The sequence below is a fragment of the Paraburkholderia acidiphila genome (assembly GCF_009789655.1).
GTDB lineage: Bacteria > Pseudomonadota > Gammaproteobacteria > Burkholderiales > Burkholderiaceae > Paraburkholderia > Paraburkholderia acidiphila.
In genome coordinates this window covers 303,580-317,535 of record NZ_CP046911.1, presented here as the reverse complement: position 1 = coordinate 317,535, position 13,956 = coordinate 303,580, and the positions used below count along the sequence as shown (strand labels likewise).

Below are 13,956 nucleotides of genomic sequence, written 5' to 3'. Positions count from 1 at the left end.
GGTGCATGCGGCTGCCTTCCCGCATCTGGCCACCGTTTCCTTATCGCTCTGGAGCCCCCATGAATCAGACGAATACGACCCTGACGATCAGCAGCCGGAACTATTCGTCGTGGTCCATGCGCGGCTGGCTGCTTGCCAAACTCGCCGGACTCGAATTCGAAACGGTCGCGGTGCCGCTCGACGACGCCGCCGCGCGCGCCGAGCTGCTGCTGCTCTCGCCTTCCATTCTCGTGCCCTGCCTGCGCCACGACGGCATCACGGTCTGGGACACGCTCGCGATCTGCGAATACCTCAACGAGATCCAGCCGCAAGCGCAATTGCTGCCCGCGGACCGTACGGCGCGCGCGCACTGCCGCTCCGTCTGCGGGGAAATGCATTCGGGCTTCAGCGCGTTGCGCTCGGCGCTGCCGATGAACCTGCGCGGCCACTTTCCGAACTTTCGCGTCTGGTCGCGCGCGCAGGACGATATCGGGCGTATCGTGACTATCTGGCGCGATTGTCTGCAGAAGTATGGCGGCCCCTGGCTGTTCGGCGAGATCGGCGCGGCGGACGCGATGTATGCGCCCGTCGTCACACGCCTGCTAACTTACGATGTACCGATCGACCCCGACATCGGCGACTATTGCATGCGCATCCTCAAGCAGCCTTACGTCGCCGAATGGATCGCGGCGGCCCAGTCGGAAACCGAGGACATCGACGAACTCGATATGGAGTTCTGAGCGTCGCCGCGCACCAACAACGCGCATGAGACGCCGCCGCCCGGCATCGGCATGGAAGTTGCATGACCCCATGCAGCCCGATGATCGAACGGTATGAAGAAGCGCGAAGCAACAGCGCAGAAAAGCAGCGGACGGAAAAACGAACATGACGCAAACATTCTTCAACGAGATGTTCGAGTACGGGGAATTCGACGTTCGCGGCCTCTCCGCCACGGCGTTCGCGCAGGCCGGCGAGCCGCGCGCCCATTACCGCGAATTCTTCGCCTGGATGCGCAGCCAGAGCGAACAGCAAATGCTCAAGAAGCGCGCCGAAGCCGACGCCATCTTCCGGCGCGTGGGCATCACCTTCGCCGTATATGGCGAAAAGGACGTCACGGGCGCGGGCACCGAGCGCACGATTCCCTTCGACGTGATTCCGCGCATCTTCCAGCGCCAGGAGTGGAACACGCTCGAACGCGGCTTGCGCCAGCGCGTGAACGCGCTCAACCGCTTTATCCGCGACATTTATCACGAGCAGGAGATCGTCAAGCGCGGCATCGTGCCCGCCGACCAGATCCTGCGTAACGCGCAGTACCGCCCCGAGATGCAGGGCGTCAATGTCGCGCACGACATCTATGCGCATATCGCGGGCATCGATATCGTGCGCGCCGGCGAGGGCGAGTTCTACGTGCTGGAGGACAACCTGCGCGTGCCCTCCGGCGTGTCGTACATGCTCGAAAACCGCAAGATGATGATGCGGCTCTTTCCTGACCTGTTCGTGCGCAACCGCGTGGCGCCGGTCGCGCACTACCCCGACCTGCTGCTCGACACGCTGCGCGCCGCCGCGCCTTCGGGTACCGACAACCCGACGGTCGTGCTGCTTACGCCGGGCATGTACAACTCGGCGTATTTCGAGCACGCGTTCCTCGCGCAGCAAATGGGCGTCGAACTCGTGGAAGGCCAGGACCTGTTCGTCGAGAACGATCACCTCTATATGCGCACCACGCAGGGCCCGCAACGCGTGGACGTGATCTACCGGCGCGTGGACGACGACTTTCTCGATCCACACGTGTTCCGCTCCGACTCGACGCTCGGCGCGGCGGGCCTCATGAACGTCTACCGCAAGGGCAACGTGACGCTGTGCAACGCGGTGGGCACGGGCGTGGCCGACGACAAGTCGATCTACCCCTACGTGCCCGACATGGTGCGCTTCTATCTGGGTGAGGAGCCGCTGCTCAAGAACGTGCCCACGTGGATGTGCCGCAAGGCCGACGACCTGCAATACGTGCTCGACCATCTGCCGGAACTGGTCGTGAAGGAAACGCACGGCGCGGGGGGCTACGGCATGCTGATCGGTCCCGCTGCCACGCGCGCCGAAATCGAGGAATTCCGCGCGGTGCTCGTCGCGAACCCGGAAAAATACATTGCGCAGCCGACGCTCTCGCTCTCCACTTGCCCGACCTGGGTCGAAGCGGGCGTCGCGCCGCGCCATATCGACCTGCGCCCGTTCGTGCTCTCGGGCAAGGAAGTGCGCATGGTGCCGGGCGGGCTCACGCGCGTTGCGCTGCGCGAAGGCTCGCTCGTGGTCAATTCCTCGCAGGGCGGCGGCACGAAGGACACCTGGGTGCTCGAACGCTGAGCCGGGGTATCGACGAACGCACGAACGCAAGCGGCGCGTGGGCGTTCACGACCGCGAAGACGAAGCCGAGATCACGCGATGAACGAAGCGCAATTTGTCGATGACAGGCGTGGCCAGCGCGAACGGATAGCCATCGGGCATGCCGAGGCTGCGGTTCAGGCTGTTGAGCGCATAGGTGAGCGGAAACCAGCGCGCCATGAGGCTGTCGAAGCTCGCCTCGTCCACCGGCGTCTGGTCGACCAGCACAGGCTCGTCGCGGCTCTCGGGCAGCAGCGCGAGACCGCAGGCCGTGGCCGTGTCGAGCGTATCGACGATGTGCAGGTAATGCGCCCACGTCTCCGCCCAGTCCTCCCACGGATGCACCGACGCATACGCGCTCACGTGGCGCTCGGCCCAATCGGGCGCGGGGCCTTCGGCGTAATGCGCGGCGAGCGCTTCGGCATAGTCGGCGCGCTCGTCGCCAAAGAGGCGGCGAAACGGTTCGAGCCAGCGCCCGGTCGGCTCCTGCGCGATGAGGCGGTCGAAATAGTAATGGCCGACCTCGTGGCGGAAATGCCCCAGCAAGGTGCGATACGGCTCGTGCAGCGAGACGCGCGTGTGCTCGCGATGCGCGTCATCGGCCTCGGCGATGTTCATCGTGATGAGGCCGTGATCGTGGCCCGTCATGACCGGCTGGCCATCGCCCGTTTCTTCGAGAAACTCGAATTGCAGGCCGTGCTCGGGGTCTTCGGTACACGTGACGAGCGGCAGTCCGAGCGCGCCCAGCGTGTAGAGCAGGCGCCGCTTGGCCGTTTCGAGGCGATACCAGTACAGGCGGTTCTCGGGCTGCGAGAGGTTGGGGATCGTGCACGTGAACTGGCAGGCGCGGCACAGCGTATCGTCGGAATCGGCCGGGATCATGCCGTTGCAGACGTTTTCGACCGCGTAGTTGTGGCACTGGCGAAAGCGCGCGCCGTCCGCCTGCGCGTTCAGGCTGCGCCAGCAGCCTTCGCCCGCATCCTCGAAGGCATGCATCTCGCCCGTCTGCGGCACGTAGCCCAGGCGCGCCTCGCACCGCTCGCAGTGCTCGTTTTCGAAAAACACCAGCTGATTGCAGTGGTCGCAGTGAAAGGTCTTCATGGCCGCATTCCTGTGATGGCCGCGCGGGCCGCAGCGCCTCACGCAGCACGTGGCGTGCCTCGCACGCGCGCGAGCGCTGCTGTCACATCCCGCACTCGCGCCGTCTGCATCATACGCACGCTGCGCCGTGCGCCGCTTTCCCCTTCTGAGCCGTCCCATCCACGTCGATCGAGGAGTCGGGTGTGTCCATCCGTGTCGCGTTAAACCATGTCACGCAGTATCGCTATGACCGGCTCGTGCGCCTCGCGCCTCACGTGGTGCGCCTGCGCCCGGCGCCCCATTGCCGCACGCCCATCCTCTCGTATTCGATGCGCGTGGAGCCCGCCGATCATTTCGTCAACTGGCAACAGGACCCGTTCGCCAACTATCAGGCGCGGCTCGCGTTTCCCGAGCCGACACGCGAGTTCCGCGTCACGATCGACCTGGTCGCGGAAATGGCGGTCTACAACCCGTTCGACTTCTTTCTGGAGCCGAGCGCCGAGCGTTTTCCGTTCACCTATGCGCCCGAACTGGCCGCGGAACTCGCGCCGTATCTCGTGCGCGCCGAGCCCACGCCGCGCTTCGCCGCGTTCGTCGAGTCGATCGACCGCACGCCGCGCGTGACCATCGACTTCCTCGTCGATCTGAACCAGCGCCTGCAACACGAAATCGGCTACCTGATCCGCATGGAGCCCGGCGTGCAGACGCCCGAGGAAACGCTGGAGAAAGGCTCCGGCTCGTGCCGCGACACCGGCTGGCTGCTCGTGCAGACGCTACGCGAGCTCGGGCTCGCCGCGCGCTTCGTCTCGGGCTACCTGCTGCAGCTCACGCCCGACGTCAAGGCGGTCGACGGCCCGCAGGGCGCCGAGGCCGACTTCACCGACCTGCACGCGTGGTGCGAGGTCTATCTGCCGGGCGCGGGCTGGATCGGGCTCGATCCGACCTCGGGGCTGCTCGCGGGCGAAGGCCATATTCCGGTGGCGTGCACGCCGGAACCCGGCAGCGCCGCGCCGATCTCGGGCGCGCTCGACGAATGCGAAGTCGAGTTTTCGCATTCGATGTCGATCTCGCGCGTGCTCGAAACGCCGCGCGTGACGAAGCCCTATACCGAAGCGCAATGGGCCGACATGCACGCGATGGGCATCGAGGTGGACGCCGCGCTCGCGGGCCAGGACGTGCGCCTCACGATGGGCGGCGAGCCGACCTTCGTGGCGGCGGGCGACCGCGACGCGCCCGAATGGAACACCGACGCGCTCGGCCCGACCAAGCGCCGCTACGCCATCGCGCTGATGGAGAAGTTGCGCGCACACTACGGCGCGCTGGGTTTTCTGCATATCGGCCAGGGCAAGTGGTATCCGGGCGAGCAGCTGCCGCGCTGGGCGCTGTCGCTTTACTGGCGCACGGACGGCGAACCTTGCTGGCGCGACCCCGCGCTCTTCGCCGACGAGCGCTCGCTCACCCACCACACGGCCGGGGACGCGCAGCGCTTCATCGCGCACCTCGCTGCGAAGCTCGCGGTCGATCCCGAACACGTGCAGCCCGCCTACGAGGACACCTGGTATTACCTGTGGCGCGAGCGCCGCCTGCCCGTGAACGTCGATCCGTTCGACTCGCGCCTCGACGACGAGATGGAGCGCCTGCGGTTGCGCCGCGTCTTCGACTCGGGCCTCGACACCGTGACCGGCTATGTGCTGCCGCTCGCCTGCGAGCGCGGCGAGCCTCTTGCGGCCCAGCCTGCCTTGCAGGGCCCGCGCTGGATCAGCGGCCCGTGGTTCTTCCGCGACGAGCGCATGTACCTCATTCCCGGCGACTCGCCGATGGGCTACCGGTTGCCGCTCGATTCGCTGCCGTGGGTCGCGGCGGGCGACTACCCGTGGCAGCACACACGCGATCCGTTCGCTGCGCCGGCGCCGCTGCGCAGCGCGGCCGAGTTGCGCATGCAGTACGAGGCGGACTTTGACGCAGCCGCCGCGCAGTTGCGCAGCGAGGGGAGCGCGGGAAGCAGGGGAAGCGCCGCCTACGCCGAAGGTGCGGGAGGCACCGGCGTGCCCTCCGCTTCCCATCGCTACCCCGAGCGCGGCGAGTCCGCCGCCTGGATCCACCGCACCGCACTGTGCGTCGAAGCGCGCGACCCCGCGCGCGCCGCGGGGCCGAAAGCCGAAGCCGCAACCTATGGCCGCGCGCAAGGCCAGTTGCACGTCTTCATGCCGCCGCTCGCCGAACTCGACGATTACCTCGATCTGCTCGCCGCCGTCGAAGCCACCGCCGCCGACCTTGCGCTGCCTGTCGTGATCGAAGGCTATCCGCCGCCGCGCGACCCGCGCCTGAAAATGCTCCAGGTCACGCCCGACCCCGGCGTGATCGAGGTGAACATCCACCCGTCATCGAGCTGGGACGAACTGGTCGAGCGCACCGAATTCCTCTATCAGGCCGCGCACGAAACGCTGCTCTCCACCGAGAAGTTCATGCTCGACGGGCGGCACACCGGCACCGGCGGCGGCAATCACCTCGTGCTCGGCGGCGCCACGCCCGCCGACAGCCCGTTCCTGCGCCGCCCCGACCTGCTCGCGAGCCTCGTGGCCTACTGGCACAACCATCCGTCGCTTTCGTATCTGTTTTCGGGCCTCTTCATCGGGCCGACGAGCCAGGCGCCGCGCGTGGACGAAGCGCGCAACGATCAGGTCTACGAACTGGAAGTCGCATTCGCCGAGATCCAGCGTCAGGTCGATCTGCTGCGCGGTTTCGGCAGCCCCTTCGACAACGGCCCGCGCGTGCCGCCCTGGCTCATCGACCGCACGCTGCGCAACATCCTCATCGACGTGACGGGCAACACGCATCGCGCCGAGTTCTGCATCGACAAGCTCTACTCGCCCGACGGCCCGACCGGGCGCCTCGGCCTGCTCGAACTGCGCGGCTTCGAAATGCCGCCGCACGCGCGCATGAGCCTCGCGCAGCAACTGCTGCTGCGCGCGCTCGTCGCGCGCTTCTGGAAAACGCCGTACACGCAGCGCCTCACGCGCTGGGGCACCGAACTGCACGACCGCTTCATGCTCTCGACCTTCGTGCAGATGGACTTCGACGACGTGCTCGCCGAAACGTCCAAGGCCGGTTTCGCGCTCGATGCCGCGTGGTTCGCGCCGCACTTCGAATTCCGCTTCCCGCTGGTGGGCGAGTTGCACACGAGCGGCATGACGCTCTCGGTGCGCCACGCGCTCGAACCGTGGCACGTGATGGGCGAAGAAGGCGGGGCCGGCACCACGGTGCGTTACGTCGATTCGTCGGTGGAGCGGCTCGAGGTGCGCGTGCTCGGCATCAACGAAAACCGCCATATCGTCAGCGTGAACGGCCGCGCGTTGCCGCTGCAGCCCACCGGGCGCGTGAGCGAGAGCGTGGCGGGCGTGCGCTTTCGCGCATGGCAGCAATCGGCGGCGCTGCATCCGACCATCGGCGTGCACGCGCCGCTCACGATCGATATCGTCGACACCTGGAATGCCCGCGCGATCGGCGGATGCCAGTATCATGTTGCGCATCCAGGGGGCCGCAGTTACGAGACGTTTCCGGTCAACGCCTACGAGGCCGAAAGCCGCCGGCGCTCGCGCTTCTTCACGACCGGCCACACGCCGGGGCCGGTGGAAGTGGCGCCGCCTGAGCGCAGCCTCGAATTTCCGTTCACACTGGATCTACGCCGCGGCTGATTGCGGCCGATAACCCGTCAATAGACCTAACCGAAGGCGCGCCTCGCGAATGAGGCGCGCTGCCACGACCCACGATCTTGCCGACCCAATCCACCCTGCCGTTCGATTCCTCCGCCAGCGACGACGAGGCGCGCGCGCCGCTGCGCACGCTGCCGGTGCGCGCCGGACACTGGGACGAGCTGCAAACGGCAGAAGGCGCACTGCGTGAGCCGTGGCGGCAGTTTTTCGGCCTGCTCGGCAAGCCGGGGGTGGCGGGATTCGACAGCGCGGCGGCATCGGTCGAGCGCCAGGTGCGCGAGAACGACATCACTTATAACGTCTACGCGGACGCGGGCGGACCGCGCCCGTGGTCGCTCGACGTGCTGCCGTTCATCATCGACGAAGCCGAATGGGCGCAGATCGAGCGCGGCGCAGCGCAGCGCGCGCGCCTGCTCAACGAGATCGTCGCCGATATCTACGGGCCACAAACGCTGCTTGCGCGCGGCCTGCTGCCGCCCGCGCTGGTGTTCGGCCACCCGGGCTACCTGCGCGCCGTGAAAGGCTTCGTGCCGCCCGAGGGCCAGTATCTGCAGATCGTCGCCCTCGACCTGGCGCGCTCGCCCGAAGGCCAGTGGACCGTCGTCTCGCACCGTACCGAAGCGCCCTCGGGCCTCGGCTACCTGCTCGAAAACCGGCTCATCGTCTCGAGCCTCTTCGCCGAGCCGTTTCGCACCATGCGGGTGCACCGCCTCGCGCCTTCCTATTCGCAGCTCGTCGCCACGCTCGCTGCGGCCGCGCGCGCGATCATGAGCGCCGACGAGCGCAGCATGAGCGGCGCATCCGCGCATATCGTGCTGCTCACGCCGGGGCCGTTCAGCGAAACCTACTTCGAGCACGTGTTCCTCGCGCGCTACCTCGGCCTCACGCTCGTCGAGGGCAAGGACCTCACGGTGCGCGACGACATGCTGTACCTCAAGACGCTGGATGGACTCGAACGCGTGCACGCGGTGCTGCGCCGCCTCGACGACACGTTCTGCGACCCGGTCGAGCTGCGCGCCGACTCGACGATCGGCGTGCCGGGGCTGCTGCAGGTCATGCGCGCGGGCAACGTGATGGTCTCGAACGTGCCGGGCGCGGGCTTCGTCGAATCCCCCGCGCTGCACGGCTTCATGCCCGGCATTGCGCGTGCGCTGCTCGGCGAGGACCTCGCGCTGCCGGGTATCGCGACCTGGTGGTGCGGCGAAGACGCGGCATGGCAAGACGCGCTTGCCCAGGTGCCCGAGGCGCTGCTCGTGCCGACGTGGCCGGGCGGGGCGAATGCGTCGGCGGCGCCAACGGTGCCGGGCCTTGCCGCCGGCCTGCAAACGCTCGCCGACTGGCGCGAGCGCATCGAGCAGTTGCCCGACGCGTTCACGGTGCAACAGCCGCTGCGCTACAGCTACACGCCGCGCTACGAGAACGGCGCCGGCATGCTCGGCGCGCGGCCGGCCGTCTTGCGCGTCTACGCGATCGCCGACCAGGAGTGCGGCTGGCGTGTGCTGCCTGGCGGCTTCACGCGCCTCGCGGCGGAACATCAGGAATCCGTATCGATGCAGATGGGCGGCAGCAGTGTGGATACCTGGGTGCTGTCGAGCCAGCCCGGTTCGACCTTCACGCTGCTGCCGAGCCCGATCAAGCCCGGCGAGCTGCACCGCGAGCGCCGCCGCGTGCCGAGCCGCTCGGCGGAGAACCTGTTCTGGGCGGGCCGTTACGGCGAGCGCGCCGAAAACGGCGTGCGCCTGTGCCGGCTGATTCTCGGCTCGCTCGAAGGCAGCGACGCCGAAGAGCTGTTCGGCACCTTCATCGAACTGGCCGCCGCCAACGGGCTCGTGAGCGCCACGGGCCATGAAGCGCGGCGCAGCCTCGACGACTTCGAGCGCGCGCTCGTGGCCAATTTGCACGAAAATGCGGGCGCAACGGGCATCGGCCGTACGCTCGCGAGCCAGGCCTACGCGTGCGGCGAAATTCGCGGCCGGCTGTCGAACGATCATTGGCGCACCGTGCTTGCCTCACGCAACGACTTCCGCGACGCCCTGCACGCGCTTTCGCTCGTGCCGGCCGCCGCGCGCAACGGCACCACCCTCGAATTCAGGCGGCCCACGCCGTACGACCGCATCGCGCTGATGGGCGCGCTCGACACGCTCGCCACGCAGCTGAGCGCCATCAGCGGCTGCCAGGGCGACCGCATGACCCGTGACGAAGCCTGGCGCCTGCTGTTCGCGGGACGCCATATCGAACGCGTGGCCACGCTCGCCACCATGCTGCGGATTGCCGCGCACGAGCGCACGCTCGCCACGCCCGCGGGCTTCGACGTGCTGCTGCAGCTGTTCGACAGCACGCTCACGTATCGCTCGCTCTATCCGGGGCGCCTCGAAGTGCCCGCCCTGCTCGACGTGATCGTGACCGACCCGACCAATCCGCGCGGCCTCTACGGCGTCTATGCGCGCCTGCGCGCGCGGCTCGACGAAATTGCCCAGGCCTCGCGCGGGCCGAGGCGTGAGCCGTTCGCCTCGCAGCTCGCGAGCGTCGAAGCGCTGCCCACGCTGGAAGTGCTTTGCGAGCCCGGCGAGGACGGCCGCTACCCGGCGCTCACCGCCCTGTGCGACAGTTTCGCCGAGCGCATGGCCGCGATGTCGAACGAGATCAGCGCGCGCTGGTTCAGCCACGCCGTGCCGCTCGCCGCGCAGGTGTGGTCATGAGCGGCACGCGCCTCGCGGTCACGCACCGCACGACTTATCGCTATTCGACGCTCGTCGAGACCGCGCAGCATCTCGCGACGATCCGTCCGCTCGACCTGCCGTGGCAGCGCGTGCTCGCGCACCGCGAACGCATCGACCCCGCGCCGTCGTATCAAACCAGCCGCCGCGACGCCTTCGGCAACGAGGTCCTCTACTTCTCGTTCGACGCGCCGCACGACTATCTGCAAATGACGAGCGAGACGAGCGTGCTGCTCACGCCGCGCTACGCTTCGCTTGACGCGGACGGCACGCCGCCTTGGGAAGATGTCGCGCATCGGCTGCGCTACACGGCGGGCGGCGCGTTCCATGCGGAGTCGGAGTTTTGCTTCGCTTCGCCGAATATCGCCTTGCACCCTGGATTGCGTGCTTACGCACTGGAGAGCTTCACGCCCGGCACCCCGGTACTGGCCGGCGCGATCGACCTGATGCATCGCATCCATATCGACTTCGAGTACCTGCCCTCGGCTACGGCGTTCGACACACCCGCCGCGCGCGCATTCGAACTGCGCCACGGCGTGTGCCAGGACTTTGCCCAGGTGATGATCGGCTGCCTGCGCTCGATCGGGCTCGCGGCGCGCTATGTGAGCGGCTATCTGCGCAACGACCCGCCCGAAGACGCGCCGCCGATGATCGGCGCGGACGCCTCGCATGCGTGGGTCTCGCTCTACGTGCCGCCCGCGCCGTCGGCATGCGCTGCTGGCTGGATCGATCTCGATCCGACCAACGACGTGCTCGCCGATCAGGGCCACGTGACGCTGGCCATCGGCCGCGATTACACCGACGTTTCGCTGCTGCGCGGCGTCATTCTTGGCGGCGGCGCGCATCGGGTGGACGTGGCGGTTAGCGTGAACGCGGACTGATCGCTTCGCTCAGCGCGCGCCTCTCCCCGCTCGCTCACGAACGCGACTGCAGCGCCTGAAAATGCGCCATCACACGGCTCACGCTGAGCAGCTTCGTCCATAGGAGCTCCTTGAGATTGCCGAACGGAATGACGTTGGGAGGCAAGACGATGTGGCCGGGCCCCCAGCGCGGGCGCCATGTACGTGCAAGTCCACGCCGCATGAAAAGCGTGAGCGTGGGGACCCCGATCGACGAAGCGAGATGCCCGAGTCCCGAGTCGTTGCCGATGAACCACGCGGACTCGGCAATCCACGTCGCCACGTCTTCCAGTCGCGGCAGTGTGTGAACCTCATACCCTTGCGCCTTGCTCTGCCGCCAGGCAGCAAACTCGCCGGGCGCCACGAGAAAACCCGGATGCAGGTGCGCCCGGCTGAGTTCGTTGGCAAGCGCGAGAAACTTCTCGCGGCTCCACATTTTTTCGCGGTGGCTGCCGGTGGGATGGATCACGACGCGATCCGCGAAACGGCCGCGCTGCACGCCCGGCGGCACGACGAGGCCGTTCGAATGGGTCACGTCCCGTAACGCGAATACATTCGCGGCAATGTCGGCGATGCGGTCGACCATGTGCTTCCCGCCGCCATATTCGGGCAGTTCGGCCAGACAGAGCGTCTTGCCCGAGCGGCTCAGCATCGGCCCGAACTCGGTCCGGCGCAGTTCGATTACCGTGTCGAAAGCGCCGGCGTACGCCGCCTGATACCCAACGGTCATGTGAGGAAACCAGGCCGCAAGCTGCTCGGCTACCCAGCCAAACACAACTGGACGGTAGCCATTTCGAATCAGGTTGTTGACGAGAACGAGCCCGATAAGGCTGTCGCCAATCGGCGGCGGCAATGCCACCGCGACACTGCCCTGGAGCTGGAAATTCATGTTCATGCGAGGGTTTGGCCAGAAGCAACCGGCTCGGTAAAAATTAGTAACGCTAACTATTTGTTCGACACTCATCAAAGTCACTGACAAGCGTTATCGCGAGGCCAATTTCAGGCCGTCAACGCCGCGCGTTCGCGCAGTACCCGAAAGGCGCGGTACACGCGTCCCACCGAAATCGATTCGCGCCACCACTTTTCCTTGAGGCCGGCGGTCGGCACCCACCACGGCGGCAGCACGATCTCGCCGCATTGAAAGCCAGGACGCCACCGCTGCGCGACACGCCGCCTGCGAAACACGGTCAGCGTCGGAATGCCGAGCGCCGATGCGAGATGGCCCAGGCCCGAATCGTTGCCGATAAACCAGCCCGATTCGTAGAGCCACGCCGCAAGGTCGGCCGTATCGCGAAACGAATTCAACGGCGCGGCGATGCCGGCGATCCTGGCAAGCGGCAGCCAGCGCGAGCGCTCGCTGTCGGCAACGACGAACTCAGGCGCGAAGCCTTCCCCGCTCAAACGCTGGGCGAGACCCATGAAACGGCGCGCCAGCCAGCGCTTGTCCGCTGTACTGGCCTCGGGGTGCACCGCTACGCGTTGGGCGTGACGGCGATGCGCAAGCTCCTGCGGCGCGCGAATGCCGTTCGATATCTCGACGGTTTGCAATCCGAAGCGATCCGCCGCGAAGGCCGCGAAGCGGTGCGCCATGCAGCGGCCATCGTCCGCGTATTCGATATCGTGCAGATCGACGAAACCCGCATGCCATGCGCGTAGCTGCTTGAACGGCCGGTCGCGGTGCATCTGTACCACGACGCCGAAACTTGCCAGCCGCTCGCGTGCGGCTTCCTCGCCGAGCGCCGGCTGCATCGACAAATGGGGAAACCAGCGGGCCAGCGACCACGCATGATTGCCGAATACTTCGACCCGCCAGCCCTCTCGCACGAGGTTGTGCGCGATGATCAGCAGATTCAGCGAATCCCCTAGCGCCGGCGACATCACGAACGCGGCGCTCTGTGCTGTCGCGCCCGCAACGGGCGGACACGTTGCAGGCGTGTCGTGCTGTGCGTGGCTCACGCGGTCGAGGTGTCGCATCGGTTACGTGTCTGTTCAGGGTTTCGCGGGGGTGCGGGGGATGCCATGGACACGCATGTTGCCACCGTGGCGCCGTTTCCGGGTTACATGATCTTTCTGCACGTTTCTTCCACGCCGCACCCGCGCGCGCGAACGTTACAGCGCCCGTTACACGTTAAGAAATAGCAATGGTTCTGAACTTCGGGAAGACGACTTCGTCTGCTACGCTGGTTTCACCTGACATTGCGCGGAAGGCCTCGACCGTGGATGAAGGGTGCTATACCTCCAACTCTTCGCACACCCGGCGCAACGCCGGGTTTTTTTCATCCGCGGGCCGCCGCCAGGTCCTGGTCGGGAAGCGCGTCGTCGGGGCAGAAAACATAACCATCCCGGTAACGCGTTTGTATATATTGGCGGCCGCAAGGCGACAGCCCGAGCAGCTTGCGCAGGCGGAAAACAACCACGTCGACGCTGCGTGCGTGAAGCGACGAATTGCGATCGATCATGTTCACAATGCGTTCGCGCGAAAGCGGCCGCAGGCGGTTTGCAGCGAACACCGCGAGCACGGCGAGGACCAAAGGCGGTGCGGGAATCTTGCGGCCGTCCCTGAACAGTTGATTGTCGATCGCGTCGAGTTCGAACCCGTCGAAAACGTATTTCGTTTCCCTGCGCGGCGAAGCGGGGTAATCGATCTTGCAGCGTAACGCGTGGTGCAAGCGCGCGAGCAGTTCGCGAGGATCGAACGGATCGACCATATAGTCGTTGGCGCCGAATTCGAACGCGAGCACCTTGTCCGCCACGTCGGCGGATTGACTCACGATGATCGCGGGCGTGAGCCACCCGCGTTCGCGCAGCATGCGCAGCGTTGCAATGCCGTCGATCGCGAGCGCGTCGTGCCGCAGGATGATGAGCGAAGGCGTTTCTCGCGCGAGGCGCTGCTCCAGCCGCTCGACGCCATACAGCACCGAAACGGCAATCTGCTGACGCTGCAAATAAGTACGCAGGTCGTCCCGATACGCCTGATCGGGTTCGACAAGCAGCACGTGGATGTCCATCGATCTGTCCCTTCCTGTGTCATGCACGGCATCCCATCCAGATCGAAGCGCGCGAACGGCATGCATGCGTTTCGATCTGCAGCGGATCATACGGAACAACGGTGCAGGAAAAAGAAGGGAAATCTGGAGAAAATGAGGATTCGGAGGGGCCACGCACACCTTACGGTACGCTTCAGGCGAAAAT

At 66.6% G+C, this 13,956-nt stretch carries 9 protein-coding genes; 5 read left to right on the top strand and 4 right to left on the bottom strand.

The window, feature by feature from the left end; all coding sequences use genetic code 11:
• The first annotated feature begins 59 nt into the window (after positions 1 to 59).
• Both FAZ97_RS25660 and FAZ97_RS25655 read left to right on the top strand, forming a co-directional pair.
• Positions 60 to 719, top strand: a complete 660-nt coding sequence (locus tag FAZ97_RS25660) for a glutathione S-transferase family protein (RefSeq protein ID WP_158761321.1) — start codon at positions 60 to 62, stop codon at positions 717 to 719.
• Between the two features lie 145 nt (positions 720 to 864).
• Positions 865 to 2,337, top strand: a complete 1,473-nt coding sequence (locus tag FAZ97_RS25655) for a circularly permuted type 2 ATP-grasp protein (protein ID WP_158761320.1) — start codon at positions 865 to 867, stop codon at positions 2,335 to 2,337.
• Between the two features lie 45 nt (positions 2,338 to 2,382).
• On the opposite strand, the gene FAZ97_RS25650 is transcribed toward FAZ97_RS25655, so the two are convergent.
• The gene (locus FAZ97_RS25650) at positions 2,383 to 3,456 is read right to left on the bottom strand and encodes a zinc-binding metallopeptidase family protein (RefSeq protein ID WP_158761319.1); all 1,074 of its coding nucleotides are present in this window, start codon (positions 3,454 to 3,456) and stop codon (positions 2,383 to 2,385) included.
• A 182-nt stretch (positions 3,457 to 3,638) separates the two neighbouring features.
• On the opposite strand from FAZ97_RS25650, the gene FAZ97_RS25645 reads away from it, so the two are divergent.
• The 3 genes from FAZ97_RS25645 (at position 3,639) to FAZ97_RS25635 (ending at position 10,746) form a co-directional block, all read left to right on the top strand.
• The gene (locus tag FAZ97_RS25645) at positions 3,639 to 7,130 is read left to right on the top strand and encodes a transglutaminase family protein (protein ID WP_158761318.1); all 3,492 of its coding nucleotides are present in this window, start codon (positions 3,639 to 3,641) and stop codon (positions 7,128 to 7,130) included.
• Positions 7,131 to 7,207: 77 nt separating this feature from the next.
• Positions 7,208 to 9,847, top strand: coding sequence for a circularly permuted type 2 ATP-grasp protein (locus tag FAZ97_RS25640; RefSeq protein WP_158761317.1), 2,640 nt, complete (start codon positions 7,208 to 7,210; stop codon positions 9,845 to 9,847).
• Entirely contained in the window at positions 9,844 to 10,746 is a 903-nt protein-coding gene (locus tag FAZ97_RS25635; RefSeq protein WP_199272190.1) for a transglutaminase family protein, read from the top strand. Before FAZ97_RS25640 ends, FAZ97_RS25635 begins: the two co-directional genes overlap by 4 nt.
• A 34-nt stretch (positions 10,747 to 10,780) precedes the next feature.
• On the opposite strand, the gene FAZ97_RS25630 is transcribed toward FAZ97_RS25635, so the two are convergent.
• The 3 genes from FAZ97_RS25630 to FAZ97_RS25620 all read right to left on the bottom strand — a co-directional run bounded on the left by FAZ97_RS25630 (position 10,781) and on the right by FAZ97_RS25620 (position 13,772).
• Positions 10,781 to 11,653 (bottom strand): glycosyltransferase family 9 protein, encoded by an 873-nt coding sequence (locus FAZ97_RS25630; RefSeq protein ID WP_158761315.1) that lies wholly within the window; start codon positions 11,651 to 11,653, stop codon positions 10,781 to 10,783.
• Between the two features lie 110 nt (positions 11,654 to 11,763).
• Positions 11,764 to 12,738 (bottom strand): glycosyltransferase family 9 protein, encoded by a 975-nt coding sequence (locus tag FAZ97_RS25625; RefSeq protein WP_233271899.1) that lies wholly within the window; start codon positions 12,736 to 12,738, stop codon positions 11,764 to 11,766.
• 302 nt (positions 12,739 to 13,040) lie between these two features.
• The gene (locus FAZ97_RS25620) at positions 13,041 to 13,772 is read right to left on the bottom strand and encodes a response regulator (RefSeq protein WP_158761314.1); all 732 of its coding nucleotides are present in this window, start codon (positions 13,770 to 13,772) and stop codon (positions 13,041 to 13,043) included.
• Positions 13,773 to 13,956: the final 184 nt, after the last annotated feature.